This window comes from Xanthobacter sp. NM-59, from assembly GCF_021401125.1.
Taxonomy (GTDB): Bacteria; Pseudomonadota; Alphaproteobacteria; order Rhizobiales; family Xanthobacteraceae; genus Xanthobacter.
This window is the reverse complement of the sequence record NZ_JACBFQ010000001.1, coordinates 518,529-531,107: the sequence shown is the minus strand read 5'-3', so window position 1 is coordinate 531,107 and position 12,579 is coordinate 518,529. Positions and strand designations below refer to the sequence as shown.

Sequence of the window (12,579 nt, the reverse complement as noted above, 5' to 3'; positions counted from 1 at the left end):
CGCTCAACCGCCGCGCTGGCTTCACCAAAGGCCCATCAAGCCAGGGCCGTCAGCAAGGCAAGGCTGCTCACCAGCGCGATCAGCAGCCCATCCGCCACCCGATAGAGCCGGAGGGCGCGGCGGATGTCCGCCGCAGTCACCTCGCGGCGGCCGTCGCCCATATAGGCGTCCTCCGTGAACACGCCGCCATACACCTTGGGGCCGTTCAGCTTTACGCCCAGCGCGCCCGCCATGGCCGCCTCGGACCAGCCGGCGTTGGGAGAGCGGTGGCGGGGCGCATCCCGCCGCATGGCGCGATAGGCTTCGCCCGCCGCCGCCCCCGGCAGCAGCGCCGCTGCCGCGATGATGAGGCCGCACGCCAGCCGCGATGCGGGCAGGTTCACATAATCGTCCGACCGCGCCGCCGCCCAGCCGAAGGCGGCGTGGCGGGGGGTCAGGTGGCCGATCATGCTGTCGGCTGTGTTCAGCGCCTTGTAGGCGGCGCCACCGGCCAGGCCGCCAACGGCCATCCACAGCACGGGCGCCACGATGCCGTCCGAGAAATTCTCGGCAAGGCTCTCGATGGCGGCGCGGGCCACGCCCGCTTCGTCGAGCCGCTGGGGATCGCGGCCCACAATATGGCTCACCGCCTCGCGCCCCGCCTCCAGCCCGCCGCTTTCCAGCGCATCCGCTACGCGCGCCACATGCCAATGGAGCGAGCGCTGCGCCACCAGCGTGCTGCCCAGCAGCCCTGCGAGAACGCAGCCGAAAGGGAGAACGCGCAGACCGGCTTCCAGCCCCGCAGCGGGAAGGGCGGCGGCGAGGACCAGCAGGCAAACGGTCAGCACGCCCAGCAACCTGCGACGCCCATCGGACAGCTCCGGCCGGTTCCAATGCCGGTCGAGGGTGGCGATCAACCGGCCGATCCACATCACGGGATGGCCGATCCGGCGCACCAGCGCATCGGGATAGCCCAGCAGCGCCTCGAAAATCATGGCCACCGCCGTAAGGTCGAACGCCATCCCCAATGGTCCCCTATCCCTTCGCGCCAGGACGATGCCTTACCAAAACACCACTCGCGGCAAATTATGAGCCGGCAGCGCCCACCTTCATTTTCGCACTACAGCCCGAGCGACTCACCTCGTACACTGGTGCTGCAGCGCACACGCATCGACCGGAGACGAATCACCCATGGCCATTGTGCAGGCAGCGGCGCACAGAACCACTTTGGATGCGGAGCGGCCTCCTTATGTGGCGGACGGCGTGCGGGTCTACGCGGTGGGGGACATTCACGGCAAGATCGATCTGTTGCAGGAGCTGCAGCGGAAGATGGAGGCCGATCAGGCGTGCCACCCGCACATGGCCCATACCGAGGTCTATCTCGGCGACTATGTGGACCGCGGCCCCGCCACGGCGGGGGTGATCGAGAACCTGATGCAGCGCCAGCAGGAGCGCGGCGCCATCTGCCTTTCCGGCAACCACGAGGACATGATGCTGGAGGCGTACCGCTCGTTCGACGCCTTTTTGCATTGGACCTCGGTCGGCGGCCGGCCGGCGGCACTCTCCTACCTGCCGCCCATCACCACTCCGGCGGACGAGCTGGAGGAACACGACCTTTGGCAAAGCTGGCGCCGGGCCATGCCCGAGAGCCACGTCACCTTCCTGAAGAAGCTGGGCACCACCTTCGTCAGTGGCGATTACGTCTTTGTCCATGCGGGCCTGCGGCCGGGCATCGCCATCGAGGACCAGAAGCGCCGCGACTGCCTGTGGATCCGCCACGACTTCCTCGACCACCGGGAGGCGTTCAGCCACATGGTGGTCCACGGCCACACCCCGGTGAACGAGCCCGACATGCGTGCCAACCGCATCGGCATCGATACCGGCGCGGTCTTCTCCGGCCGCCTGACGTGCCTCGTCCTCGACGGAGCCAGCCGCGGCATCCTCTCCACCTGAGGACCCGGCCGGTGGCGGCCCCTGCCCCATCGTGCTTCACTACGGCGGGAAGGAGCCGTGCGCCATGTTCATTGCATTCTTCGAGGCCCTGAAGACCGCAGGCGTGCCCGTTTCGGTGCGCGAATACCTGACGCTCATGGAAGCGATGGATCGGGACCTTGCCGGGCGCCAGGTGGAAACCTTCTACTACCTCGCCCGCGCCAGCCTGGTGAAGGATGAGCGGCATCTCGACAAGTTCGATCAGGTGTTCGGCCAGTGCTTCAAGGGGCTGGAAGCCGCGCTGGGGGAGCAGGGCCACTCCATTCCCGAGGACTGGCTGCGCAAGCTCACCGAAAAGCACCTCACCGAGGAAGAAAAGAAGCAGATCGAGGCCCTGGGCGGGCTCGACAAGCTCTTGGAGACCCTGGCCGAGCGCCTGAAGGAGCAGAAGGAGCGACACCAGGGCGGCAACAAGTGGATCGGCACCGGCGGCACCTCCCCCTTCGGCGCCTACGGCTACAATCCCGAAGGCATCCGGATCGGCCAGGACGGCAACCGCAACTTCCGCGCCGTGAAGGTGTGGGACAAGCGCGAGTTTCGCGACCTCGACGACGGGGTGGAGCTGGGCACGCGCAACATCAAGGTGGCCCTGCGCCGCCTGCGCAAGTTCGCGCGCGTGGGCGCGCCGGAAGAGCTCGATCTGGAAGGCACCATCCGCGAGACCGCCCGCGCCGGCTATCTCGACGTAAAGCTCCGCCCGGAGCGGCGCAATGCGGTAAAAGTGCTGCTGTTCCTGGATGTCGGCGGCTCCATGGACTGGCACATCGGCCAATGCGAGGAGCTGTTCTCGGCGGCACGCTCAGAGTTCAAGTATCTGGAGCACTTCTATTTCCACAATTGCGTCTATGAAAGCGTGTGGCGCTCCAATGCCCGCCGGTCCAGCGAGCGCATCGCGCTCCACGACGTGCTGCACACGTACGGCAGCGACTACAAGCTGATCTTCGTGGGCGACGCGTCCATGGGCCCCTATGAGATCATGTATGCGAACGGCTCGGTGGAGCATAACAACGCCGAGCCGGGGAAGGTGTGGCTGGATCGGCTGCTGGCCACCTACCCCAACGCCGTTTGGCTCAATCCCGTTCAGGAAAGCCACTGGGGCTACACGGATTCCATCCGGCTTGTCGCCCACATCATGGAAAACCGCATGTTCCCACTCACCGTCGAGGGCATCGACGCCGCCATGCGCGAGCTGACCTGAGAGAGGGGCTCGGCGGAGGAGGGCTCGGCTACGACGCCGCCACGAAAAAGGGCGCCCCTGAAGGGCGCCCCATGTTCCGTGCGAAAACGCTTCGATTGACCAGGCCGAGGCCCTCAGGCGGCCGGCGTGTTCTTCTCAAGCGAGCTCTTGATGGGCTCGGAAGATTCCGCCGCCACCTTCTGCGCCAGGGAGGTGAGCTCCTTGGCCTGGCCGCTGACCGTCTCGAACTGCTTGCGCGCGTGGCTGGTGGACAGCTCCACGGCGTCGGCCATGCTCTTGGTCTGCAGCAGCGAATTGAAGTAGTCGAAGGTGGAGTTCACGTTCGACTGCATGGCCTCCAGCACCTTGGCATTGTACTCGGCAATGCCCTTGCTGGCGGTCGTATAGGTGGTCTCGAGGGTCGAGTTCACCTGCTCGGCCGAAGCCTTCAGCTTCTCATAGTTCTCGCGCAGCGTGGCGAGGCCCTTCTCGGCGATCTCGCGGACGGCCGGCGGCACCTCGACGGGCGGCACGCCATTGGCCGAGAAGGCCTTCTTTGCAGCTTCGATCTGGTCCTGATACGCCTTGATGAAGGAATCGCTCATTTCATCCTCGGGCCGCGCGCGGGGTCATTTCGCACAGGAAAGCAAGTCTCCAACCGGCGCCGATCTCCAGAACTCCTCCCCCGCGCAACGGAAGGAGCCTCGGAAAACGGAAAACCGGCCACGAAATAGAGATGTTCGGAGCCTTGCCTCGACAGCTTTAGATATAGCCGAAGGTGAGGTGCGGCGCAAAAGCAATCTTGCGCCGCACAATAAAAACAAAAACTGCGGTAAGCGCCTCAGCCCTTCTGGGTGGGATTGAAGGCCTGGCCAGCCTTGGCCTTGGCTTCGTTCATCACGCTCTCACCCATGGTCTTCAGATCCTCGGCGGCGCTCTGGGCGCTCTTGGCGGCAGCGGCGGAAAGCTCCCGCACCCGATCCGCCAGCACCCGAGCCCGCTCGTCGAAGGAGCGTGCCGCGGTCTCGCCGAGCGACTTGGCGTCCGCCCCGAGCGTCTTGGCCTGCTCGGCCACCTTTTCCACCTGGCTGGAGAGGAATTCGGCCTGAAGGCTGAGCATCTCCTGGGGTGTCTTGGCCGTAACGAGCTTCTGCAGGAAGTCGAAACCCGCCTCCATATTGGCTTCCATCAGGCCGATCGCCTTCTGGCGCAGGTCCTTGGCACCGGAGCGCACTTCCTCAAGCCCGCCTTCGCTGTCGCCAACCGCATCGCGCGTGCTTTTGAAGAGCGTCTCGAATGCCTCGCGGGCCTGGGCGACATTCTTTTCCGCGACGGCACGCACTTCAGCCGGCAATTCCAGATTCGGACCGAATTTCGTCATGGCGCTTGCTCCTCGGGCATTGGGGACGGCGCTCTGGGCCGTGCCGAGAGGATTGTAATATGGCGCGCCTTGTCTTCGCCAATATGAAAATGCGGGCAAAATGTCCGCGATTGCGTCATGTTAACCGTTTGGCGCCATATTTCAGCGGAAACAGCATTCACGAGACCGCCCGACGGCGGCGGCCACAGCGGACGGGACATGATGACGGAGACGAAGGCCCGCGCGCTCGACCTGACGGAACCTCGCCTCGCGCCCCTCCGCCGGGAGGACCTGCCCTCCTTCGTCGTGGATGTGTCCACTTCCGCGGTGCTGGGTGTTACGGCGGCCTGCGTGCGGCTCGGCATCGCCGTCGGCCATCACCTTCCCCCGAAGATCGCCGAGGCGGCCCAAGCGGCCGCCGAAGGGCGCGGCCGCCCCGCCGCCCTGGTGCGCCTGCGGCTGCCGCGCAGCCTCACCCCGCGCCTGTTCCGCGCCATCGTGCTCGATGTGTCCGGCGCCCCGGTGGTGATGTTCGCAGATCCCGCTGCCTTCGCCGATGAGCCCGCTTTGGCGGTGGAGACGCGGCCCGACACCGCTCCGCTGGCCCCGCAGCCGCCCGCGCCCAATACGACCCTGGAGCCGCAGGAACCCTCCGTGCGCTTCACCTTCGAGACCGATGCGGAGAATCGGCTGCGCGGTCTCTCCGCGTCCCTCGCCTCCGCCCTTGGGGCCCAGGCGGAAGCCTGGATCGGCGCGACTTTCCCCGAGCTGGAACATGACGGCCGAATCGTCTCGGGACAGGCCATGGCTGATGCCCTGGCGCGTGGGGCAAGCTTCTCGGGCGTCCATGTCACCGTGCCCGGCGCCGTTATCCTGGAGCTGGAGCTGGGGGGCGTGCCCCTGCTCGATGCCGCGCGCCGACGCCTCGCCACCCGTGGCTTCGGCGTGATGCGCCGCTGGACCACCGGCCCCGAGACCACGCCCGCCGCCTTCGAGGTGACGCCGGATGCCGACGTGCGCATGCCCGTGGCCGCGAAGCCGCAGGAACGCCCAAGCGAGCGGCCCTGGTCCAATGTGGTTCCCTTCAGCGGGTTGACGCCGCGCGAGAGCAATTATTTCGACGAGATCGGCCGCACGTTGGAAGCAGCCCTACGCGCCGACATACCTGCCGAACACCCGGACGAGTCCCCACTCCCGGCCGAGCCCGCGCCTTTATCGAACCAGCATCCGGCCGGCGCGGACATCCTCGATGCACTGCCCATCGCCACCCTTCTGGAAGATCGCAGCCGCCTGGTGCATGCGAACCGCACCTTTTTGCAATGGTCGGGCTGGACGGACCTGACGGCGATCGAGGCGGCCGGCGGCCTTCCCGGCGTGCTGCAGGAAGAGGAAGCCGGCGAGGGGCTCATCCTTACCCCCTCGGGGGAGCACCTGCCGGTCCACGCCTCCGAAGTGCCGGCCACGTTCTATGGGCCCGAAGCACAGTTGCATCTGCTGCGCCGCCGTGAGGCGGAGCCCGCCGCTGCGACCCTCGACGAAGAAGCGAGCCCGCGCCGGGCCGCGCTCGATCTGGTGCCGTGGCCGGTCCTTCTGATCGACTCCAGCCACCACATTATGTTTGCCAATAATGCCGCGGAAACGCGCCTTGGCTTCTCCGCCGTGGAGCTCGCCGGCCAGCCCATCACCCTTGTGATTGCGCCCGAGGCGCGTGGCGAGGCCATTGGCTGGCTCGATCGCGCCAGCACATCGCAGGAGCGGAGCCGGCCCCGCGTGCTGCATGTGCACCCCTTCGAGGGCGAGGATTTTCACGCGCTCGCGGGCCTTGCCCCGGTGGGTGATGACACCGGGCAATTCTGCCTCGTGCTCGGCCCCGAGCCGCAGCCGGACACACCCTCGGGCAACGCCCCTGCCGCAGAGCCGGAGCCACCGGCCGCCTTGGAGCCCGAGCCCACCGCAGAGGAGCCGGTGCCCGAGTCGGTGCTGGAACTGCAGCAGGAATTGCTCGGCACCGCCGACGAGCTGGAGGCGCCCTCCTCCGCCAGCATCGCCGATCCGAGCCTTCACCGGGTGGCGCGGCGGCTGGCCGATAGCCTCAGCCCCTCCCTCGCCACGCTGGCGGACTATGCGCCCGATGACGAGAGCGACCTCCCGGACGGGGTTCGTGACGCGCTGGAGCGGGTGCGAAAGTGCCTGGATGACCTGGGCGCCCTGGCGGAACCCGAGGCCATCGCCTCGCCCGAGCCCACCGAGGTCGCCCCGATCGTGACTGCGGCGGTGGCCTATGTGCTGCCCTTCGCCCGCCGGCGCCATGTCACCGTGCGCACGGATATCGACCAGGTGCCGACGGTCATCACTCACCCCGCGCGCCTGTCCCGGCTGGTCCGCCTCATGGTCGAGGACGCCCTCGACGGCGCGCCGGTGCGCACCGCCATTGTCGTCTCGCTTCTGTGTGACGAGCTGACCGAGGGCGCACCCGTCATCCTGCAGGTCAGCGATGCCGGCCCGCCGGTCGACGAAGTCGCCGACGCGGCGGCCCTGGCCCCCTTGTCAGCCGCGACGGACACCGACCGCTTCAGCCGCGCCGGCCGTCCCATGCGCCGCGCTCGCCTTGCGGCCGAGGCGGAGGCCCTGGGCGCCACCTTCGAGCTGCGCCGCGGCCTCGAAATGGGGATGACCACCCAGCTCAGCCTTCCGCGCTGACGCACATTTTACCTCCCGCGCCCGACCTCCCGCGCCATTGTGCGGTGCAGGAGTGCGGTGCGGCGAGCCCATTTCAACTTAGAGCATTTCTGAATCGCCGCTCCGCGCCATTGCGCTATTGACGGTGCCCGCGATCTTCTGCGTAAATTGATAATCAGAAGCAGTTTTTATGGATGTCTTCCAATCGCTTTGATCTGGGCAATACCATGATCGTTTGTTCGTGCAACGTCGTTTCAGACCGTCAGGTTATCGATGCCGTTTCGGCATCGCAGGGCATGCGCACCCCGAGCGAGGTCTATCGCTGCCTGGGCTGCGCACCGCAGTGCGGGCGCTGTGCCCGCACCATCCGCGCCTTGATGGATCAAGTGCAGAACCACAATTGCGGCGAGTGCGCGGAGGATTGCGCTGTTGCCGGATTGACGGGTCTCGTCGCCGCCGAATAGCATTTGCGAACACACCGCCACCGGCCCCGGGACGCCTCGGGTACGGTGGTTTCCTAGTATTGATTTTAAATTAGAATTCATCTAACACGAATTTAAAGAAACGATGGGAATGCCGTCCCAGGCATGAGGAGCACATCATGAAAGGCGATCCGAAGGTCATCGAGTTCCTCAACCGAGGGCTGCGTTCGGAGCTGACCGCCATCAATCAATACTGGCTCCATTACCGCATGCTGGACAATTGGGGCTACAAGGCCCTGGCGAAGAAGTGGCGCGCGGAATCCATTGAAGAGATGGTGCACGCTGACAAGTTCACGGACCGCATTCTGTTCCTTGATGGCTTCCCCAACATGCAGGTGCTCGACCCGCTGCGGATCGGCCAGGACGTGAAGGAAATCCTTGAGGCCGACCTCGCCGCCGAGCTGGACGCACGGGCCCTCTACCAGGAAGGCGCGACCTACTGCCACTCGGTGAAGGACTATCCGAGCCGCGACCTGTTCGAGGAGCTCATGGCCGACGAAGAAGGCCATATCGACTTCCTCGAGACCCAGCTCGATCTGGTGGCCAAGCTCGGCCTGCAGCTTTACGCGCAGCACCACATTGGGGAACTGGACGACTGAGTCGTCTCGCAGTTCGATCGCTTCGCTTGAAAAGCCCGGCTCCTGCCGGGCTTTTTTTGCGTCCAGAACTCTGATTCCAAACAGCTTTAGGGCAACCCGGCGCGCACCCTGGCGCAGCCATGAAAGGGACACAGAAACCACGGAAGGTCACCGCGACGCAATAGGTGTCCGCGGCAACGGCGCAGGCTTTGCGCGCCGCGGCTTCGGACGGCGCCCGGCGCCCATCCGAAGCACCCTGGGCATGAGTGGGAAGGGCTTCGCCTTTCCCGAGATCCGATCATTCGAGAGAGACTATTGACGCTGGGCGAAAACACCCGCCGCCTCGTGCTGGTTGGAACGGCCGTCGCAGGCCTCGCCGCACTGCTCCTGCTTGCGGCAGCGGTGGTGCTGCCCCTGCTTGTGCCCGCAGCCGAGCTGCGCCGGGCGGCGCTGGCTGCGGTCGCAGGCACGACGGAGCAGGGTGTCACGGTGTCCGGCGAGCCCACCCTTCGCCTTTTGCCCTCACCGCGCGTTACGCTGCGCAAGGTCACTTTCTCCCTGCCCCATGACCAGTCCCTGGAGGCGGACGCGGTGGTGAGCCATATCAGCGTGTGGCCATTGCTGTTCGGCCGCATTGTCGTGTCCGAGGTGACGCTTGAAAGCCCGACCCTGGTACTCACCGGCGAGCGGCGCGCGCCTGAGCTGGGCATCGTGCCATTTCTGGCAACGCCCGACGGCCCGGAGCTGCGCGTCGTCGACGGCACCATCGCCTGGCGCGCCGAGGGGGGACTGACCCGCGAACTGGTCAGCGGCATCATCGGGCGCTTCGATCGCGTCACCGGTGGCACCGGAATGAATGTCTCCGCTGTGTTCGACTGGCGCGAATCCACCGTAGAAGCACACCTTTCCGTGGAGGATGTGCGGGCCTTCCTGGCCGGCACCCTCACCCCAACGCGCGCGTCTCTCGCCTCCAACACGGCGAACCTGCGCTTCCGGGGGCAGGCCGGCTTCGCCACGCGCCTCACAGCGGACGGCACCCTCAGCGCGGAGGCCGATTCCCTGCGGTCGTGGCTCGACTGGGTGGGCCTGCCAGCTCCCACCAGCCGTGGGCTGGGCGCCTTTTCCTTCACCTCCCATGTCGCCATGGAAGGGCATAGCCTGGTGCTCGCCAATGCGGTCGTCGATCTCGACGGCAATCGCAGCGAAGGCGGCCTGCTTGTGAAGCTGAGCGCGTCGCGCCCTGTCGTGCAGGGCACCTTCGCGTCCGACAAGCTCAGTCTCAATCCCTACGGGCGCATGCGGCTCACGGGGGACAATGGGCGCGAGTGGGATCGCGAGCCATTCGATCTGTCTTTCCTCGACAAGTTTGATCTGGATCTGCGCTTGTCCGCCGCTCAGGTCACGGCGGTGGACACGACTTTTACCACCGTGGCAGCCAGCGCAGTGCTGGCGAATGGCCGCCTGGTGCTGGCCCTTGGACAAACCAGCGGCTGGAACGGCATGCTCCGGGGCACCGCGACCCTCGCGCCGCGCTCGTCCGGGCGCATAGGCGACCCCTCCGGCCTCACCATGCGCGTGGAGGCGGAGTGCTCCGACATTTCCCTTGAGCAGGCGCTGGGCGACCTTGCCGGGGTGACGGCATTCGAGGGGACAGGTACACTACAGTTCGATCTCCAGGGAGAGGGCCGCAACGCCCAAGAGATCGCCCAGAGTCTCGCCGGCACCGTCGCCCTGAACAGTGACGGCGGAGACATCGTTGGCTTCGATGTGGCTCAGCTGCTGCGGCGCATTCAGCGCCAGCCCCTGTCGGCGGCGGCAGATCCCCGCGGCGGGCGCACCCCCTTCACCCAGTTGCAGGTGCAGGCCAGCCTGCGCCACGGCCTTGCCACCGTCGAAACCATGGCCATCGACGGGGCGCAGGTGCATCTCGACATGGATGGCACCATTGACGTGGCCCAGCGCTCCCTCGACCTTTCCGGCGAGGCGACGCTGAAGAGCCCGCCCAAAGGCAACGAGTCAGAAGGGATTTCGCTGCCGTTCCTTGTCGAGGGGCCGTGGATCGCGCCCCGTATCATGGCCGATCCGCTCAGCCTGATCGAACGGTCTGGCGCGGCCCAGCCGCTGCTGGAAGCGGTGAAGAGCCGCAAGGCAGGGGCCGCGATTCACACGATGATCGAGAAGCTGGTGAAGCCCGTCGCGCCCCAGCCCTCCGATGCTGCCGGCGCTCCCGCCAACTGATCTCGCCCCGAAAAGCGGCCCGTCCCTGGTCCCGCCAGCCGCGGGCGGATCACTGCGCCGCTGAGGTCTCGCGAGGGCGGCGGACGGGACGGATGGCGTCCTGACGCAGGCGGGCGAACATCAGGTGATCTTCCCACACGCCGTTGATGCACAGATACTGCCGCGAATAGCCCTCGCGCACAAAGCCGCAGCTTTCCAGCAGGCGGATGGAGGGCTGGTTCGTGGGCATGCAGGCGGCCTCCACCCGGTGCAGGTGAAGCACCTCATGGGCCACGGGCAGGATGGCCGTGACCGCCGCCTTCATATAGCCCTGCCCGGCATAGGCCGCGCCCATCCAGTAGCCCAGGCTCGCGGCCTGGCACACGCCGCGCCGCACGTTCGACAGGGTGAGCCCACCCAAAAGCTGATGGTCTGAGCGGCGGAAGACGAACAGCGGATAGGCCTCATCCGTCAGCATGTCGCGCGCATAGCGCTTCAGCCTGCGGCGGAAGGCGCCGCGGGTGAGGTCGTCCGCCGGCCAGATCGGCTCCCAGGGGGTCAGAAAGCCCCGGCTTGCCGCGCGCACGTCATGCCAGGCGGGAAAGTCCTTCATCTGCGGCACGCGCAGATACACCCTCTCGCCTTCAACAGTGGGCAGCACTTCCGGCGCGAAGAGCGTACTCAGCGGCCACATGATCGACGCACTCGATGCCTCGTCGGTTGGACCTTGCATCGCCGGCGCCGATCCGCGCCGGCGCCAGGCAGACCTCATTCAAACCCGCACACTCCTCAAGCCCAAAGGTCACGCAAACCGTTGCGTGCTCAGGCCGGCACGGCGCGCGAACCTGCGGCGGCAAGGCGCTCCACCGCCTTCACCGCGGGGTCGAGGCCAGCCTCGGGACCGAGGGCGGTGAGCGTGGGCCGCCCCTGCGACACCAGAGTGTGCGCCGCCTGCCGCACCGCCGCAACATCCACCGCATCCACCTTGGCGACGATGTCATCCACCGGGATGACATGGCCGAAGCCCAGCATCTGCCGGGCGAGCTGGTCCGCCCGCGCACCAGAGCTTTCGAGCGCCGCCAAGAGGCCCACCTTCATCTGCGCCTTGGCGCGGGCCACCTCGGTTTCGGTGATGGTCTCACCGGCGGCGAACAGCTGGTCGATCAAGGCCTGGGAAAGCTCTCCCACATCGCTCAGGTCCGTGCCCGCATAGATTCCGAACAGTCCGGTGTCCGCATAGCTCCAGTGGAAGGAATAGATGGAGTAGCAAAGCCCCCGCTCCTCCCGCACATCCTGGAACAGGCGCGAGGACATGCCCCCGCCCAGCACGTTGGTGAGCACCTGCAGCGCATGATAGCCGGGATCGAGATAGGAGCAGCCCTCCAGCCCGATCAGCACATGCACCTGCTCCAGCTCGCGCGGGCAAAGCTGAAGGCCGCCCGTATAGGCCGCCTTGGGCAGCTCCGGCTTGCCCGCGCCGTCGATGGACTTCAGGCGCTTGGCGGCTTCCTCCACCACCTGATCGTGATCCACGGCGCCGGCGGCGGCGACCACCATGCGCGGCCCGCGATAGGTGCGCGCGAGATAGGCACCCAGCTGATCGCGGTTGAAGCCGCGCACGGTATCCGGTGTGCCGAGAATGGACCGGCCGACAGCCTGCTCCGGAAAGGCCCGCTCCTGGAAAAGGTCAAACACCAAGTCGTCGGGCGTGTCCATCACGGCCCCGATCTCCTGGACAATCACGCCCTTTTCGCGCGCCAGCTCGTCGGGCGCGAAGGCCGGCTCGGTGAGGATATCGGCCAGGATGTCGAGCCCGAGCGGCACATCCTCCCCCAGCACCCGCACGTTGTAGGTGGTCTGCTCCACGGAGGTGGCGGCGTTGATGTCGCCGCCCACCTGCTCGATCTCCTCAGCGATGCGCCGGGCGGTGCGCCGGCGTGTGCCCTTGAAGGCCATATGCTCCAGGAGATGGGAGATTCCGTGCTCGTCCTCCCGCTCGTCGCGGGCGCCGGTGCCCACCCAGATGCCCAGCGACGCCGTGCCCAGGTGTTCCATGGAATCGGTGACGACGGTAATTCCGTTGTCGAGGGTCGAAAGCTTCACGCCCATGTTTAC

The 12,579-nt window shown here is 66.6% G+C and carries 11 protein-coding genes; 6 read left to right on the top strand and 5 right to left on the bottom strand.

The window, feature by feature from the left end; translation table 11 throughout:
* Positions 1-35: 35 nt before the first annotated feature.
* Positions 36-1,001: an adenosylcobinamide-phosphate synthase CbiB gene (gene cbiB, locus L0966_RS02510; protein ID WP_234050267.1), complete on the bottom strand. Its 966-nt coding sequence runs from the start codon at positions 999-1,001 to the stop codon at positions 36-38.
* Positions 1,002-1,170: 169 nt separating this feature from the next.
* Here cbiB and L0966_RS02505 point away from each other — a divergent pair, with 169 nt between their 5' ends.
* Positions 1,171-1,932, top strand: coding sequence for a metallophosphoesterase family protein (locus L0966_RS02505; RefSeq protein ID WP_234050266.1), 762 nt, complete (start codon positions 1,171-1,173; stop codon positions 1,930-1,932).
* Between the two features lie 64 nt (positions 1,933-1,996).
* Positions 1,997-3,169: a VWA domain-containing protein gene (locus L0966_RS02500; protein WP_234050265.1), complete on the top strand. Its 1,173-nt coding sequence runs from the start codon at positions 1,997-1,999 to the stop codon at positions 3,167-3,169.
* A 113-nt stretch (positions 3,170-3,282) separates the two neighbouring features.
* On the opposite strand, the gene L0966_RS02495 is transcribed toward L0966_RS02500, so the two are convergent.
* Positions 3,283-3,753, bottom strand: coding sequence for a phasin (locus L0966_RS02495; protein ID WP_234050264.1), 471 nt, complete (start codon positions 3,751-3,753; stop codon positions 3,283-3,285).
* Positions 3,754-3,989: 236 nt separating this feature from the next.
* On the bottom strand, positions 3,990-4,529 hold the full coding sequence (locus L0966_RS02490) for a phasin family protein (RefSeq protein ID WP_234050263.1): 540 nt from the start codon (positions 4,527-4,529) through the stop codon (positions 3,990-3,992).
* 198 nt (positions 4,530-4,727) lie between these two features.
* Here L0966_RS02490 and L0966_RS02485 point away from each other — a divergent pair, with 198 nt between their 5' ends.
* From L0966_RS02485 to L0966_RS02470, 4 genes are all read left to right on the top strand, one after another.
* Positions 4,728-7,208 carry a PAS domain-containing protein gene (locus L0966_RS02485; RefSeq protein ID WP_234050262.1) on the top strand — a complete coding sequence of 827 codons (2,481 nt, stop codon included), beginning with the start codon at positions 4,728-4,730 and terminating at the stop codon, positions 7,206-7,208.
* 173 nt (positions 7,209-7,381) lie between these two features.
* Positions 7,382-7,651, top strand: a complete 270-nt coding sequence (locus tag L0966_RS02480; RefSeq protein WP_234050261.1) for a bacterioferritin-associated ferredoxin — start codon at positions 7,382-7,384, stop codon at positions 7,649-7,651.
* 137 nt (positions 7,652-7,788) lie between these two features.
* The gene (gene bfr / locus L0966_RS02475) at positions 7,789-8,268 is read left to right on the top strand and encodes a bacterioferritin (protein ID WP_234050260.1); all 480 of its coding nucleotides are present in this window, start codon (positions 7,789-7,791) and stop codon (positions 8,266-8,268) included.
* 294 nt (positions 8,269-8,562) lie between these two features.
* Positions 8,563-10,485 carry an AsmA family protein gene (locus L0966_RS02470; RefSeq protein ID WP_234050259.1) on the top strand — a complete coding sequence of 641 codons (1,923 nt, stop codon included), beginning with the start codon at positions 8,563-8,565 and terminating at the stop codon, positions 10,483-10,485.
* A gap of 49 nt (positions 10,486-10,534) precedes the next feature.
* Here L0966_RS02470 and L0966_RS02465 read toward each other — a convergent pair whose 3' ends face one another.
* Together L0966_RS02465 and L0966_RS02460 are read right to left on the bottom strand one after the other, a co-directional pair.
* Entirely contained in the window at positions 10,535-11,158 is a 624-nt protein-coding gene (locus tag L0966_RS02465) for a GNAT family N-acetyltransferase (RefSeq protein WP_234050258.1), read from the bottom strand.
* Positions 11,159-11,286: 128 nt separating this feature from the next.
* Positions 11,287-12,573, bottom strand: a complete 1,287-nt coding sequence (locus L0966_RS02460; RefSeq protein ID WP_234050257.1) for a pitrilysin family protein — start codon at positions 12,571-12,573, stop codon at positions 11,287-11,289.
* Positions 12,574-12,579 lie beyond the last annotated feature (6 nt).

Bases quoted from the DNA above. Each gene is read 5' to 3' on its own strand.
- cbiB (WP_234050267.1), bottom strand. From the start codon at position 1,001: ATGGCGTTCGACCTTACGGCGGTGGCCATGATTTTCGAGGCGCTGCTG.
- L0966_RS02495 (WP_234050264.1), bottom strand. From the start codon at position 3,753: ATGAGCGATTCCTTCATCAAGGCGTATCAGGACCAGATCGAAGCTGCA.
- L0966_RS02505 (WP_234050266.1), top strand. From the start codon at position 1,171: ATGGCCATTGTGCAGGCAGCGGCGCACAGAACCACTTTGGATGCGGAG.
- L0966_RS02460 (WP_234050257.1), bottom strand. From the start codon at position 12,573: ATGGGCGTGAAGCTTTCGACCCTCGACAACGGAATTACCGTCGTCACC.
- L0966_RS02485 (WP_234050262.1), top strand. From the start codon at position 4,728: ATGATGACGGAGACGAAGGCCCGCGCGCTCGACCTGACGGAACCTCGC.
- L0966_RS02500 (WP_234050265.1), top strand. From the start codon at position 1,997: ATGTTCATTGCATTCTTCGAGGCCCTGAAGACCGCAGGCGTGCCCGTT.
- L0966_RS02480 (WP_234050261.1), top strand. From the start codon at position 7,382: ATGTCTTCCAATCGCTTTGATCTGGGCAATACCATGATCGTTTGTTCG.
- L0966_RS02490 (WP_234050263.1), bottom strand. From the start codon at position 4,529: ATGACGAAATTCGGTCCGAATCTGGAATTGCCGGCTGAAGTGCGTGCC.
- bfr (WP_234050260.1), top strand. From the start codon at position 7,789: ATGAAAGGCGATCCGAAGGTCATCGAGTTCCTCAACCGAGGGCTGCGT.
- L0966_RS02465 (WP_234050258.1), bottom strand. From the start codon at position 11,158: ATGTGGCCGCTGAGTACGCTCTTCGCGCCGGAAGTGCTGCCCACTGTT.